Origin of the sequence: Bacillus sp. 3255 (assembly GCF_031456485.1) — a bacterium.
Taxonomy (GTDB): Bacteria; Bacillota; Bacilli; order Paenibacillales; family NBRC-103111; genus Paenibacillus_E.
Window position 1 is genome coordinate 99403 of the sequence record NZ_JAVDUS010000001.1, and the last position, 15452, is coordinate 114854.

Annotated in this window: 10 protein-coding genes; 3 read left to right on the plus strand and 7 right to left on the minus strand. The window is 43.1% G+C overall.

The window, feature by feature from the left end:
• Window positions 1–72 precede the first annotated feature (72 nt).
• Window positions 73–411 (minus strand): winged helix-turn-helix transcriptional regulator, encoded by a 339-nt coding sequence (locus tag J2X61_RS00360; RefSeq protein WP_274466507.1) that lies wholly within the window; start codon window positions 409–411, stop codon window positions 73–75.
• A gap of 252 nt (window positions 412–663) precedes the next feature.
• Here J2X61_RS00360 and J2X61_RS00365 point away from each other — a divergent pair, with 252 nt between their 5' ends.
• On the plus strand, window positions 664–1215 hold the full coding sequence (locus J2X61_RS00365; protein WP_274466508.1) for an NAD(P)H-dependent oxidoreductase: 552 nt from the start codon (window positions 664–666) through the stop codon (window positions 1213–1215).
• A 27-nt stretch (window positions 1216–1242) separates the two neighbouring features.
• On the plus strand, window positions 1243–1956 hold the full coding sequence (locus J2X61_RS00370) for an SDR family oxidoreductase (protein ID WP_310185000.1): 714 nt from the start codon (window positions 1243–1245) through the stop codon (window positions 1954–1956).
• A gap of 254 nt (window positions 1957–2210) precedes the next feature.
• On the opposite strand, the gene J2X61_RS00375 is transcribed toward J2X61_RS00370, so the two are convergent.
• From J2X61_RS00375 to J2X61_RS00390, 4 genes are all read right to left on the minus strand, one after another.
• The gene (locus J2X61_RS00375) at window positions 2211–9056 is read right to left on the minus strand and encodes an immunoglobulin-like domain-containing protein (RefSeq protein ID WP_310185002.1); all 6846 of its coding nucleotides are present in this window, start codon (window positions 9054–9056) and stop codon (window positions 2211–2213) included.
• Between the two features lie 595 nt (window positions 9057–9651).
• The gene (locus J2X61_RS00380; protein WP_274466513.1) at window positions 9652–10659 is read right to left on the minus strand and encodes a copper amine oxidase N-terminal domain-containing protein; all 1008 of its coding nucleotides are present in this window, start codon (window positions 10657–10659) and stop codon (window positions 9652–9654) included.
• 20 nt (window positions 10660–10679) lie between these two features.
• Window positions 10680–11234: a hypothetical protein gene (locus J2X61_RS00385; protein ID WP_310185004.1), complete on the minus strand. Its 555-nt coding sequence runs from the start codon at window positions 11232–11234 to the stop codon at window positions 10680–10682.
• Entirely contained in the window at window positions 11231–11920 is a 690-nt protein-coding gene (locus tag J2X61_RS00390; protein ID WP_310185006.1) for a hypothetical protein, read from the minus strand. The genes J2X61_RS00385 and J2X61_RS00390 overlap by 4 nt, the downstream gene beginning before the upstream one ends.
• 183 nt (window positions 11921–12103) lie before the next feature.
• On the opposite strand from J2X61_RS00390, the gene J2X61_RS00395 reads away from it, so the two are divergent.
• Window positions 12104–12232: a hypothetical protein gene (locus tag J2X61_RS00395; protein WP_310185007.1), complete on the plus strand. Its 129-nt coding sequence runs from the start codon at window positions 12104–12106 to the stop codon at window positions 12230–12232.
• 678 nt (window positions 12233–12910) lie between these two features.
• Here J2X61_RS00395 and J2X61_RS00400 read toward each other — a convergent pair.
• A complete protein-coding gene (locus J2X61_RS00400) occupies window positions 12911–14167 on the minus strand; it encodes a lipopolysaccharide biosynthesis protein (protein WP_310185008.1) in 1257 nt (418 codons plus the stop codon).
• A complete protein-coding gene (locus J2X61_RS00405; RefSeq protein ID WP_310185009.1) occupies window positions 14148–15395 on the minus strand; it encodes an O-antigen ligase family protein in 1248 nt (415 codons plus the stop codon). Before J2X61_RS00405 ends, J2X61_RS00400 begins: the two co-directional genes overlap by 20 nt.
• Window positions 15396–15452: the final 57 nt, after the last annotated feature.

Below are 15452 nucleotides of genomic sequence, written 5' to 3' on the forward strand. Positions count from 1 at the left end.
AAAAACAGAGCAATAGCGGAATACACTTTTCCGTTAGCGCTCTGTTTTTATTTGATGATGCATCTCAATCTTTCATAGCTGCAAGCCGAATCTCTTTAACTCAATAAATATGCCTTCCAACCGCTTTCCCTTTTCCGTCAACGTATATTCGACACGCGGAGGAACCTCCGGATATACCTTCCTTACCAATATGCCATGGTCCTCAAGTTCCTTCAATCGGAGCGAGAGTGTTTTGGGACTGATCCCCTCCATGGCCTTCAGCAAATCGCTGAACCGCAACGTGCCTTCGATAAGCAAATCCCGAATAATCAAAAATGTCCATTTTGTCCCAATGACATCCAGTGTTTTGGCAATAGGACAAGGCTGTCCCGGTGTTCCTTTGTTCAGTTCGATTGGTTCTACTTCATGCATGGGAACCTGTCCCCCCGTACTTTTTTTATTTGAATTTTCCTAATCATATCACATTAATTCACTTTCGGAAACTATATGAAATAAATACTACTACTTCCCAAAGTAAAGTTAATGTATATATAATATCGTTGTTATCAAACAACAACGTCCCTACCATGAGGAGGAAATTAATGGCATCCTTGCTTCCTTTTACTCATGGCACATTTCTCGGCGTCGTAACTGAAAACTAAACTACAAAGGAGATTTTTGACAATGAAAAATATCTTAATCATTAACGGTCACCAAAAATACGGCTCATCCGAGGGAAAGCTGAATCAAACTCTAGTGGACAGTATGGTTAGTTTGTTACAAGAAAACAACAGCGTAAAAACAACCACGCTGCAAAAAGGCTATTCCGTCGAAGAAGAGCAGCAGAAGTTTATCTGGGCTGATACGATTATCTACCAAACCCCCATCTATTGGTTCAGCGTGCCGGGGCTATTAAAAACGTACATGGATGAAGTGTTTGCGTACGGTTTATTTTTTAAGGGTGCTGATCAATATGGACGAGGCGGATTGTTAACGAACAAAACCTATATGTTGTCGACTACCTGGAACGCGCCGGAAAAGGCATTTAACGATCCTACGCAGTTTTTTAAAGGAGACGGCTTGGAAGGGGCACTGGGACACTTGCATCGCGTTCAGGAGTTTCTCGGTATGCACCCTTTAAAGAGCTTCGCCTGCTACGATGTCATCAAAAACCCAAACATCGACAAGTATGTAACCGAACTCCACGCACATCTAAAAAATGTACTGAAATTTTAATTCAACTACCTACAAGGAGGAAATCACATGTTACAAAATCAAAAAATTATCATCATCGGCGGCAGTTCCGGAATCGGTTTGGAAACAGCCAAGCAAGCCATCGCACTTGGCGCGGAGGTGATCATTGCGAGCCGCTCGGAAGATAAATTACAAAAAGCAAAAGAGTTTCTTGGCTCCAATGCTTCGGCTTATACGCTGGATACGACAAATGAAGAGCAAGTAAAAGCTTTTTTTGAAAAAACGGGCCCGTTCGACCATCTGGTTGTCAGTGCAGCCGAAACATTCGGCGGATCTTTTCTACAAACGGATACGGCCAAAGCGCGGCAGCTTTTTGAAAACAAATTTTGGGGCCAATACTACGCAGCGAAATACGGCGCTCCGAAACTTTCGCCGAACGGCTCAATCACCCTGTTCTCCGGAGTTGTCGCCTACAAAGCGATGGTGGGTTCATCGGCACTTGGCGCAGTCAATGCAGCCGTATCGAGCCTGAGTCAGACTCTAGCTTTGGAACTTGCTCCAATCCGGGTGAATACCGTTTCCCCCGGTATCATCGATACGCCATCACGCAGCAAAATGCCAGAAGACGCGCGTGCTAAATTATATAGGGCGATCGCCGACAAACTCCCTGTGAACAGGGTAGGGAAAGCGGAAGATGTCGCGCAAAGCGTACTGTACCTGATCCAAAATGGTTTCGTGACCGGAACCGTTCTCCATGTGGAAGGCGGGCATATTTTAGCTTAATTACCAACTTATCTCGGAAAATTATATACCATTTCTTTCCAGGTAATTTTCTCACTTTGTAGGGATATTCTTGTCGTTGTACGAAAGTACTACTCCTGTGGATTATTGATCGTATGGGTATAAGCTTACTTGACTGCGCAAACAGATTCAGCCATTTAAAAAAAAGGAATAGCTTTCAGCTTCCTCAAGCTGCAGGCTACTCCTTTTTCTTATAAACAAAGCTGCCGTGTTTCACTCAATCGATGATAGCAAGCCTATTCCTTATTCACGAACAGCGGTCCGATTTGGCTTAATAAATAAGTTACGTCGTTAGCATCAAATCCATTTCCATCGACATCAAACTGTTCGAACACCAGCCTAGTCACGTCTTCAATAGATATAAAACCGTCATGGTTCGTGTCTAATAGCTCCTTAGAGGGCTCGCGGCTTCGCACAATTTGCAGTTGATACGTTTTAACCGTTCCGTCCTGTGCCGTTATTACAAGGGGATATAGGTTCTGGCTTGCATCAAAACTAATATTCGTGATATTAATGCCATTCATATCGTAGGTCACATCCGTTACGGACATTTGAGCATTCGGATCCGACAAGTGGACAAGCAGAGATACGTTTGTCACGTGCCAATCCACATTCAACGTAAAGGTATGGCCAGATTGTCCTAGCGGGACACCTCCATATTGAATATCACTAATATCCGCATTATGGGATCCCAGCCTGTTGACGTTCAGTGTATACGCGCGCTGATTGCCGTTCTCCGCAGTTACCGATATAAGAATCGGATTCACACCCACATTCAAGTACACAGCATCACTTACGGTAACCGGATGTCCGTCCTTATACATACTTACATTGGCTCCAAGGTGCTCTGCCAAAGCGTTGACGTATACGGAATATACGTCGTTGGATACTGTAGCTGCATAAATGCTGCTTTCTGTAGCAACGTCTGGTGTTACCACGAGCAAGTTAGAGAATGAACGTTCTGTGCTTGCCAGAATGCTCCTCAGTTTGGCATTGTCACTTGCCGTCGATGTTGTGTAAGCAAAGGCCTGCACCACACTGTCCAGCATACCATTCTTTTGTGCGATAGCTCGAACTGTCAGACCGTTCGCATCTATAGCTGTTGGCATGTGTCCAGAATCGTACAAGGTGCTCTCTGAGGTAGGATCAGATCCGTCCAGCGTATAGTAAATATTCGCACCATCGGTAGCCGTGGCAAGCTGTACCGACTTACCAGCTTGCAGAATCGAACCACTGGCCGGGTTCGCGATAGGAGCCGATACTTGATCGGCAGTAAAGACACCGTAAGTGGAAAAATGAGACACCAAGGTCGTAACAACACCACTTGAACGGTTTGTCCTCTGGTACTCCCATTTTCCGTTCATCTCGTTGAGATAGAAAATACCGATCTTGGAAAGATCCGTCCCGGGTGTGACAGGGAACTGCAGTCTAACTGGGATCTCAAGCTGATTCGTATCCATCCCGTGGAAAGTGAATTTGATGACAGGGCCCGCTTGCTTTAACGTTGTCCCCGTTACATCCGGATTCACTAATTCCGCGGTTACTGTTGTACCAGCAGGTATGGATAAGCCCTGCAAATCAAGCACTACACCGTCCGAGAAGATAAGCGGCTCATTAGCTGTGACTGCATAGGGGGCGCCATACTGGATCGGTTCTTTACTAAGCACCGTAAACTTGAATTCAGCGTACTGCTTCGTCTCACCTTTGATTAATGTTGCCGTCAAGTGAACGATCGCATCGCCGGTTGCAGCTACAGGCCGGGTTACCGTTCCATCCGCCGTGATCGCCACGCTATCACTTTCCCACGTAATCGTGGATCCGAGCGCGCCTGTCTTAGGCAGAACGAGATTCGTCGTGACTTGGTTTGCATCCGCGTTACTTCCCAGGATCGATGCCAGCGTTAGCGACGCTTTGTCGGCTGCTACAATCTCGGCTTCCGAGATTGGGTTCGCTTTTACTACCAGCGTGAAATTCACGTTACGAACCGACATATTTTTGCTCACGACTGCCGTCAATTCGACTTCGGTGTCAGACTGCCCGGGCAACGGCTTCTTAACTTCGCCTGTCAACGGATCGACCACATTCGATTGATTTGAATCCCAGCGTAGCACAACGCCGTTCGCATCATTTTGAGGCAGCATTAAGCGCTCAGCATACACCTCATTAGTCACGGAATCTATCCCCGGATTAATGCTTTGGAACCAATCAGTCAATAGGGAAGCCGTGCGCGCTACTTGGAGATCTTCCGTGTCGGGCATGAGTGTAAAAGGAGCATCATACGTTCCGCTGCCAGCAGCCTGAACAAGATCTGTCCTTACATAAATGACAGGTTTAACACCCCCTTCAACTTGAGGGGAAGCCCCGCTCAGATCGCCAGTAACAACGACTTGATATAATCCCTGCCGGCTCATGGATTCAGAGTTAGCGAGGTATGCAGGAGTTAATGTCCATACATGTGCAAGATCACCCAGCATACCGCTTCCGCCAGGGTAGACTGACCCGTATTGCAAATAGTCATTAGCGGAAAGCAAGCCCACTTTAGCAGATACCGATGTGGTTCCATCCCAACTCCGGCCATCTATGCCGTTTACGTCCCAAGCATGCTCCTGCATCCAATCCTGATGTTCAAAAGCTTCCAGAAAAGAATGATTCAGCTTATAAGCCAATGTGCCTTCAGCTTCAGGATCAAAAGCGTTAGAACCATCTTCACTCCATGCTGAAGTACCTGTATTTTCCAAAGAAACCATTTTGCCCGAATCATTATCCAGCATGATCCACTTATGTCCGCCGTAAGAAACGATGCTGCCGTTAGGAACGGTAGTCCCCAGTGGCGTATTCACCTTTAATTGCGCGGCTTGATCCAAAGTATGATGAAGCTTATTCAATTGAGCTTCACGTTCGGCTGCGTCTGAATTCGGGTCCTGGTCGACCTGCCGAGCCTGAACGTATGAACTTTGCAGCATACTGCCGGCACCGTACCTGTACTCACCTGGAAGCTGTCCTTCTGTAAGATTAGCGATGGTCTGTTCTGCTGTAAGAAGCTCAAGTCTCAGTGAGTTTTCAACAACGTACACAGCTACATCATCTACGTAGATACCAGGGGCTTGTATCGATCCATCCGTAGATAAATGAAATCTCATTTGTAAATTCGGTACCGCGTAACTGCTGTCCAAATCGAAATTCAGCTTTCTCCAGTCGGTTGAAACCCGAGAAGAAGGTTCCCTAACTTCACCTTCGCCCTCGCCTTCACCTCCATCCGAATCCCTGCCACCAGTATACTTATGTACCGTTTGCCATGTTTGGCCGCCGTCCTTGCTGACATCAATATAAATATAATCGTAATCCTTCTCCGTTTGTTCCCATACCTGAGCCGAAATGACTACTTTGGAAACACGGCTTCCGGACGCGTCAATGGGACCAGACAGGAGAAAGCTTCGCTCCTCAGCCTTATAATCCCCAGTTAGATTCGTTCCCCAAACGGCTGTCCCCGAGTATGCACCTGCAGGACCCGAGCTGTAGTTCGGCGTTCCGTAAGCCCAAGTAGAATTTTCACCTTCCGTGCGATACCCGCCGTCTCCGCCCTCAAAATCCTCAAAGTATGCGGGAGAAGGGAGAATAACTGCGTTTTGAAAGCTCACAATACTTTCTATTAAACTCTCAGAAGCTGAATCTACTTGCTGTTGACCTGCGTTAAAATTTAACATAACAGTCTTCGCCGTCACATAAGCAGCTTGCAGCATATCAAACGCCGAAGGTGGCGTAGCCCCGGGAACGGAGCCTTTCACCGTTTGCTTCATCAACTGCGAGGCTTGCTGCAAAGTCGAGGCTAACGTAATCTTATCCGCATACGGAATTTGTTGATAAGGCAAGGAATCGAGCATTTCATTTAAGTATGACCATGCACGGTCGACTTCCGATTGACTGCTCCCTGCTTCATCATATACAAGGATTGCATCTTCCAGCACTTCTCTTAGGCTTTCTATCGCCTCGGATGGATACTGACCGACTTCTGTCCCTGCTACAGCCTTTTCCAAAAAAGTCTCCGCTTCAAGAATCGCGGCATGAAGATCTTCCTTATTGACGGGGATGACAATCAATTCAACGAGATACGATCTGGCATATCTACTGTCCGGTGTCTGTACCGTTAATTCAACCGTCTTGGAAGAAGTACCGGCTGGCAAATCAATATGAATGGTTTCTCCGCTGCCAGATAATGTGCCGTCAACCGTCAACTTCATTTCAGACTTCGCCAAATAGGGGACTAGTGCCACAGATGAACTGCTGCCCTCGACTTCAAGACGAATCTTATCCGGCTCTTGGGGATTGGCCACTGTAGCTGGAACTGAAACCGTCTGCTCATCGAGGCTGATGTAAGACAAGCGCAGATTCGGCCCCGACCATTTCTTATACAAGGCCTTGCCATCCGCGACTGCCCCAGCGGTCATAAAACCGCCGTCCAGCGTCCGGATCACGTGAAGCCACTCCTTGCCGGACTCGTCAGAATGATGCCATAGCTCGTATCCTTCCTCGCTGAATGCCGTCAAGTCAGCCATGCCATCACGCATTCCTGCCGCTGCGTATCCTCCTTCTGATAAAGGGATCAACGATTTGACAGAGACAGGTCCATTACTCTCCGTGAAAGTATCCCATACCAAATTCAAAGAAGAATCTAGCTTCAATAACCATATTCCGGATAAATCCGTCATATTTCCGCTGGATGCGGATGTACCGGCGACCAAGTAGCCTTCGTCTTCCGTATGAACAATGCTTTGACCTTCTTGATAAATATTACGCTGGAAAGTTTTCACATTATCCATTTCACCATCGTTCGCCAAATGAGCTACCCACAGTGATGGAGAATCTCCGCCAACGGATAACGTGCCGGTAACGACATAGCCGCCCGCCCCATCCTCGACAACATCATAGATAACATCCGGCAAATCTTCACTTACGACGAAACCGGTCTCCATTACTACTTTCCAAGTCGCGTCCAGTTTCACGATATAAGGCATTGTCCATCCGGATGATTGCGTTGCTTTACCGATAATGACTATACCGCCGTCGGAGGTTGATTTAGCCTTCAAAGCGGTTTTACCGGTCCATGTGCTATCATTCCCAACCATAACCGTACTTGGTGTCTGCAGGTTCAGATCCTGATCCATTTGGACTAGCTCGATACCACTTGAAACGTTACTCACCAGGGCAAAATTATCACCCGAATCTGCCATGGGTAACACGGATACTGTCTTATGATTAGAGAACGTGAGCACCTTCCGCATCTCGCCATTATGCTTACTTCGGATAATTTGAGAATCGGCGGTCGGCAGACTCTGAATCAATATACTTCCTCCATCAGGAAGATTGATAGACTGCGTCATTGCGGAATTATCTTCGTCTACCCGGATTTGCCAGTCGTTATCAGGAATTTCTGAGCCGGGTCCTACATATAGCTTCACATTGTACGCTTCCTTGGAAAATCCATCAGATGCCGTAACCTCAATCCCAATAACATTCGTGCCCGTTCGCAAAGCAACCTCAGCATAGCCTTCGTTGCCTACCGGGCTATGATTAATCCTAACTGTGGAATCCGAATCCGAAGGCTCGGCAGCAATCCTCACCGAAGCAGTTCCGGAGTCTATGCCCAACGCGTACTGCTTCACATCGGGGGAAAATCCGCTTATAGCTGCTCCATTCAGCGATATCGCCTTCAGGCTGGCAACGGCGGATGGGCTTAACCGAAACTGCGCACCATCGACCGATACTGCAGCAGGCACCTTGCTAGCGTTAGCTTTTACGCCGTCTCCTGCAACTCCAATTCCCAATTGCCCGTATTGGTTGCTCCCCCAGCTCCATAGCGTTCCGTCCTCTCGGATCACGTACGCCGTATTATTTCCTTCAGCTAAGTAAATGGCATCGGTAAGATAACCTTCTCCATTCGGGCCCATAACTTGTGCTTGCAGACTCTGATAGTAGACAGTCGGATTCCCTAGAATAAAAGACGATGAAGGGTTATCGTCCGTACCGTTGACGCCTCTTGTCCAAACCTTACCGGAGGTTGTTAAAGCCGCTGCCGAATTGGCTCCCATAGCGACTTGTTTGGCATCCGTAACCATGGGAGTCGAGGTATCGCCATCGCCGGTAAACACTTGGCCGTTATGAGCCCACGGATCGGCAGTTGCCCACACCTTACCGCTCTCAAGAACTGCTCCTAATCCATAAGCACCAGCATCCAAATCAACAACTGGCTCCGGAAAGGCGGTAATTAGCGTCGGCACACTTAGCTTCCAATTAATTTCGAGGAAGTCTAAGATAGCCAGAGGGTTGGAAGAGTTATTCCCCCATCCGTACAGCTTACCGTCACTTGTTAAGGCCGCTGCATACGAATCGGAGGCAACGAGCTTCACAACATCCGTGAGATGACCAATTCCAAGGGGGCCAACTACTTGCACAGGCTCCTCATAAAAGCTTGTAAGCAGCCCGCCAATGCCAGTAGCCATCTGCCCCCAATCGTTCTTCCCCCAACCCCATACGGTTCCATCTTCCAAAAGTGCTAAACAGAAGTAGCCGCCAGTGACCATGTCCTTCACGGGCTTGGGGAGCGTCACCTGACGCGGAGTTACGATGTTTACCGCATTGTTATTAGCTGTAATCCAGCCTCCCCATTCCCACAAAGTGCCGTCGCTTCTCAGACCCATGGAATGATTGCCGCCTGCCGCCACTTTGACGAAGCCGGTTAATGTTTCTCCGCTCGCATACCTGACTTGCTGCGGGCTGGGCATCTGCCCCTCCGAGGCGCCGCTGCCCAATTGACCGCTCGAATTGTCACCCCAGGCCCACACCGAGCCGTCAGATTTCAACGCCAGAGCGTGGTTCATTCCACCGGATACCATCGCCTTTACATCCGTTGAAGCAGATGCCGTCGGGACAAAAAAGGTTAGATTGCCTAAACCGATGCTGGATAGCATTAGCAAGAGGGAAAGACAAATGCAAAAAGCTTTTGATTGTCGAATAATGTTCGTATCTATTTCTCCTTTCCTGAAAAAGCAATAAATATAGGACCTAACGACTATTTTACCAATCATGTCTCATTTTGTATATTGCGTATTACAGATTCTCCTTCTTAGGCAAGTAACGATTCTAACAAAAAAAACGAGGCGCTTCCTCATTGAGAGAGCACCTCGGTTTAAAAGCTTTGAAGGAGTTAAATACCAGGATATACCGGCGGATATGGATAATATGGATATGGTTGATAAGGATACTCTGGATACGGAGGATATGGATAGTAGGGCTGAGTCGCACTCAAGAGTAGGGGGGCCGCAATCCATGGAAATACATTGTTAAAGCCGCCATATCCGTAATGCGGATAATGCGGATAAAAGCCATGCCCATGTCCAACGAATCCAGGGCCTACATGCCCAATTGGACCATGTCCATGCCCAAATCCGTGGCCACCCAGGCCGCCATGACCGATGCCGCCCCCATGTAAACCACCACCGCCAACCGGCGGGCGAAATTCTTGCTCTTCAGGTTTCGTCATAACTGAAATCACTCGCATTCTTGTATAGTCAATAGCCTAATACAGAGTATGTGTGCGATCGCCTATTTGGTGTTTGTTCCACATGAAAATGGGCGCAAATAAATCGGGATGCCCCCTCTAAGGAGCACCCCGATTATGGTTTATTTAGAAATGATATCAGCCTGCGCATCCGTTTTGATTTGTTCATATTGATCCTTGTATGTATCAATAATGCTTGTATCATATCCATTATCGGAAAGCTTCGAATTCAAATCGCTCATAATTTGATCAAAAGCAGCGTCAGCTTCAGCGACCTTGGAAAAGGCTTCATCAATTAAGCTTGCATCTTTCGTGCTTTTATATTGATTATATAGCTCCGTGAGCTCCGCCTTGCTTTTCGCTTCAAGCTCTCTTAGCTGAGTCTCCGCTTCAGACTTAATCGAATCATAAGATGGCTTAGCCACGTCGCCATCACCAACTGTACCGCTTCCGCCGCCAGCGGAACCTCCACCACCAACTGCCCCGCCGCCTCCTGCAGCCGGAACCTGCGGTTCCGTTTTAGGCGTTTCCGGCCCCTTCACCTCAGGATCCTTCTTAACCGGAGTCGTTACAGCTGAAACCGTGTAAGTTACCGGATCCCAATTAATCGTTTTGCCTACAGACTCCGAGAAAAAACGCATAGGCACATATAAATTGCCATCGACAATGTATCCAGGTAAATCCTCAGAAGGACTTTTCGATGCCCCATCAAAAACATAGGAAATCTTCTCTTTGTACACATTCAACTTACTGGATACCAGCTTAGATTTATCGAATTTATCATTGCTTTTTGAGTAAACCTGCGCGTTGAGCTTGTACTCTTTGATGTTAATTTTGTCCGTATCATTAGGCTCAGCAATTGTAACTGTATATGTATCTGCATCCCATTTCACTGCTTTATCCAAAGAGTAAGAAATGAACCTGATCGGCACATAGGTGCTGCCTTCATAGATGAACCCCTGCTGTCCCTCCGGTGGTGCATACTCCTTGCCATCAACGGTAAAATGCATAGGAACTTGATAAACATTCAAATCGATTGGAGATTGTGCTGCAGATGCTCCCGTGCTCATTCCCATGAACAACGCTAAAGATAATCCTGCTGTGGCTGTCATTCGATTTTTCGCTTTCACTAGATCGACACCTCTTATAGTTATTTGGTTGTAACTGCTTTTTGAACTGCTGCTATCTCCGCTGCTGTAAACTTGGAAAAAGCTATCTTCTTCAGCTCCGCCTTCTCTTCAGAAGTCAATCCTCCGCTAGCCATTTGCCGGAATTTGTTCAACTCGGACGCTGAGAATCGACTCATCGCAAACTTCACAGCTTCCTGCTTACTGCCGAAAACCAAGCTAGATTGCTCGTTACCTTCACTCTCAGAATCAGTTCCCTCTTCAGCAGTTGAAGCTTGTTTCTTCGAAGAGTCTTCTTTCCTAGTATTCGGACTTGCACTCGAAGATTGAGAACTTAACTTATCTAGTGCGTTTGGTGCATGAGCATCTGCGTTACCTTGAAGAGAAACATCCCCCGAGGATTGTGGCATTGCCGGCAATTCCACCTGCTCAAGTAATTGCTGGTTAGCTTCAGTCTCAGCTAAGAGTTGAGCTGCAAGCTTATCTGCGATCACATTCACCGAATAGGTGTAGCCCGCGTACCCGCCAACTCCCAGAACTCCCACTCCGAGCAAAAGTAACAACCATCTTCTTCTCACTTGTGAGACTCCTTTTGCGAATCTTGATAATTTTTCCCCTGGCTCAAACCATACTTCGCAGCAATCTGAATTAATTGATTATACTCATCCTCAGATAGCTTGTTCAAAATGATCTCCTTGGCCGACTTCTTCTCCTCAACCGTCAACCCGCCTCCTGCCAACTTGGCTAAAAGTTGAAGCTCAGAAGAGCTCAACTTCTTCAGGAGGACCGAAGTAACAGCCACCTTTTCCTTCACAGATATCGAATCTTCAACCACTTTGGCTTTTTCAGTTGTGATTTGAGCTTGGTAGCCTAATTCATCATTTACTGCCTTTGGGTCCTTCTCATTCGATTGAGTATCTTGAATTTCAATATTAGGAGATTCAACAGCTGTATGTGATGCATCTTTAGGGGAGACAGTAGTTGCTGCATGATCCTCTCTCTTTTCCGTTGTCTCCTGAGTATCTGGGAGGGAATTAGAATTAGCTGTATCCTTGACGTTCTCATTCGCACTATTTCCGGTTATAGTCCCCCGGAGGCTATTCTCCTCATCAGCTAGATCGCTTATGACAACCGGCACCTGCGGAACCATTGACTTCAGCACGTAAGATATAGTCATATTTACTCCAAAATACCCAATGACAACGAACGCAAATACACCACTTAATACCCATAGCAGTGGCTTTTTCCACTTTTTCTTTCTCAAGCTATCAATCACCAACCATATTATATAGGGAATACGTACTATTATAAGCTCTAAAGAACTATAAGTCACATTATGAATGTGAACTTTTAAGGGAAATTTTTCCGTTTCCGACGAAAATCGACTTACTTCTCAATTAAGAACTGCTATGTTAAACCTAAGAAATAAATATGGAGGGCTAAACCCATGCCAAATTACTATTTCAAAGAGTTTTGGACACCGCTTAGCTTAACTGGAATTAAGCTCTATAAAGATGATGAAGGGGCACTTTGGATTAAATACTGGGGATTTAAACGAAGAAAATTTACAAAATAAGCGAAAACGAAAAAGCTGCCGTCTGTAATAACAAACGTCAGCTTGGTTTACTTCTGTAGATTATGAGAAATTCAATCTTTGTTCATGATACTGGGCCTTATGCAACAATTTCAGCTTCATTTCCTTATCCATACAACTATCAAACAGCTCTAAATTATACTTGTACCAGAAACGATGCCAAATCGACATAAGTATCATCCTATGAATTCCCTCCTCAAAGTTAAAGTTATCTTTATATTATAAAATATACATAAAGATTCCACAAACTTTGAGGGTCTAGAGGAGGGGTTTGTAGGCCTATTTCCTCAAGAATTGGAGTTATACATTATAAAAAGACTTGCTAGGCGCTTGTATCCTGCACGAGCCCGTCTAACGACGATATTTGAGTTTATCCATCACGGCCTGATTTTTGAGACATGGTACCAACCCTCAGATGTCAATATTATTATCATAATAATACCATTTAACGCGATGATTTAAATGAAGAACTTGAGTAAAAAGAAAGCCTGGATACATATACAGCAATATACAGTAAATAGTAATTGTCAATTAGGAGTATAGATAATGCTATCATCGTCGATATTAAGAAGTATTAAGAGGATTAATCATATTAATTTTTCTGAAAGAGGTACTTCTTAATTTAATTATTGAATCTCTTTCGATGACTTTTCACTATCATCATTTTGCACCAGACTCTACTTGATTTCCACTTCTAATTTGACTAGGGTTGTTATCTTTCTTCAATATTATATAAACATAAATTAATCTTATCAAAGTAATTAACAATGTTGAAACTAAGAAGGCTATCGCAAACCCATAAAGACCCATTCTTAAAGCTAATAGAGCCCCCAAACAAATTATCAAAATTGCATAGAGAAGATTCATTCCTGTCAGGACATTTAAATTAACAGTTTTAAGAAGTACTGGTTTGATAAGCGAATTAACTATACTTATAGAATGCGTAATGCAAATTATCAAAATATAGTTTAATGCTTCTATATAATACTGTGGATAAAGAAGTTTGATTATCATCGGAGAGAATAGCATAATAAGAAAAAAATACAATGCAGCAAATATACTACTAATTGTTAGAGTAATGATTAAAATTCTTGATCTACTTTCTTTATTAACATCAGGCATCCATGATAAAATTACCCCTGTAATCGGATTAATTACAAGCGCACCTAGTCTGCCAATAATTGATGCACTATAGAATACAGATACATCATGAGCACCTAAGATAGGGTATATAATAAATCTATCTAGTAAGTTCGAAGTATAGGATATTGATGAACTTATACTAAGGTTAAAATATGTTTTAATTATTATTTTATTAAAACTTAATTTGATAGGGAGAATTTTGGGAAACTTAACCTTATTCATTATTACTAGTGCAAACAATTCTGCAATAAAAAACACCATTAAAAATTTATTAAAAATTAGTGAAATTCCTAACCCTACAATAATCCCGGCAGAATAAAGTACATTTAAGAATAATATTTTCTTGAATTTTTTATTTAATCTGAACAAAGCAACATTATATAGTCTTATTGAAGAAAAAACAGAGATAGCAGCGAAGGTAAAAACGTCGAGTAAATTAAATGATTTTGTAATCATAAAAAACATAAGAATTGACAAAATGAAACTTAATAAAAGTAATATAATATTTAGTTTTCTATACTCAATCTCTAAATTATATTGATCATTTAAAAGTAACCGCGTGTTGCCCAGACTTTCGCCAAAAAACACGGACTGAATGTTAGCAATTGCCATTAAGGCCAGTATATCTCCAAACGCATTTGCATCACCAAACTTGGCTATTGTTGGAAAAGCGATAATTTGTTGCGCTACAATTAGCAAGGCAAAGGCGAAAGTATTAATAACTACATCACTAAAAAATTTCTTGATTTTTTTTTCACATAACGTTAATTTCATTTTTATTGTTCCTCACATCAACTCTACTAGCTAGAGTACCTCTGAAATATATCCCCATAAAAAGCCAGAACTCAGGTCTTTGCCAATAATCTGAACTAAACATCAATCTTCCAAAAACAACCGAAAACATTATCATATAAACTATTTTTTTGTTTAGATTTGAAAAAAGTAAACTCTTTATCAAACTAAACAAAATAAAAACTGCAAAAAACGCTAAAACAACTACACCAAACTCAGAACCAATTTGTAAGAATATGTTATGGTAATATTCAAATGAAGATTCAGAATTACTAGAAGTAAATTGATTACCTATCAATGGAGATTCTTTAATATTTTCTATTGCTAGTGCATATAATTCAGCTCTTCCTGAAGAGGTTCCAGCAATTCCTTCTTCAAATGCCCTAATATATTTTGATATAGAATATGAAGAAAAACCTAACGATGATATAAGATTTGCAATAAATATTAATACTTGATATAAATATATCCACATAACAAATCCTAAGCTAATCAATAACCCTTTCAGTAAATAATGCTTCTTATCCACAATCATCAAATATATCGCAACAAAAAACATTGTTGCTATAAAACATCCTCGCGCTCCGAATAGAAATATTTCAAATAATGAAATTAAAAAGAAAATCAAAGGCAGTATCTTTCCCCTCATTCTCTTATTCTTATAGACCTTTACAAAAATAAATAAAACAGAAGGTAAAAGAGCATATCCGAATCTCATATAATTTATTTCATAAAACCCAAAAAACGGATCCAAAAAAAGTAAAAAAAAATTGAGAACCCCAATTTTATACCCAAAATCCAAGAATTTCTCTAAAGAAATTGGATAGCTTCCTATCACAATTCCAGATATTCCAATTGTAACAAAATACATTAAAATTTGTATTGCATTTTCGTTGTTATTAGGATATAAAAAATATTTTATTCCAATAATAAGTATAGGAATAATAATTAAAAAAAACATTGATAGGTTAATTTTTTCGCCCCAGTTATTTTTTACGAGTACAATAATTATTAAAACTGTAAATATTAGAATAATACTTTGTAATCCGACAAATTTAGATAGAGGCAATAACAACCCGAATTGAAAAAAATACAAAATACAAAGCATCGAGTTAATATCGATGATTTTCTTTCTTTTTAGTGATTCTGAATATTGTGAGTAAAATTTATTGTTATGTGTCATGTTTGATAACCCTTTACTATTTTTCATGTGGTTAACTTAAAGCCTCATAGCCTGTAAGATTACAATCATCAGCATTTGACTTTT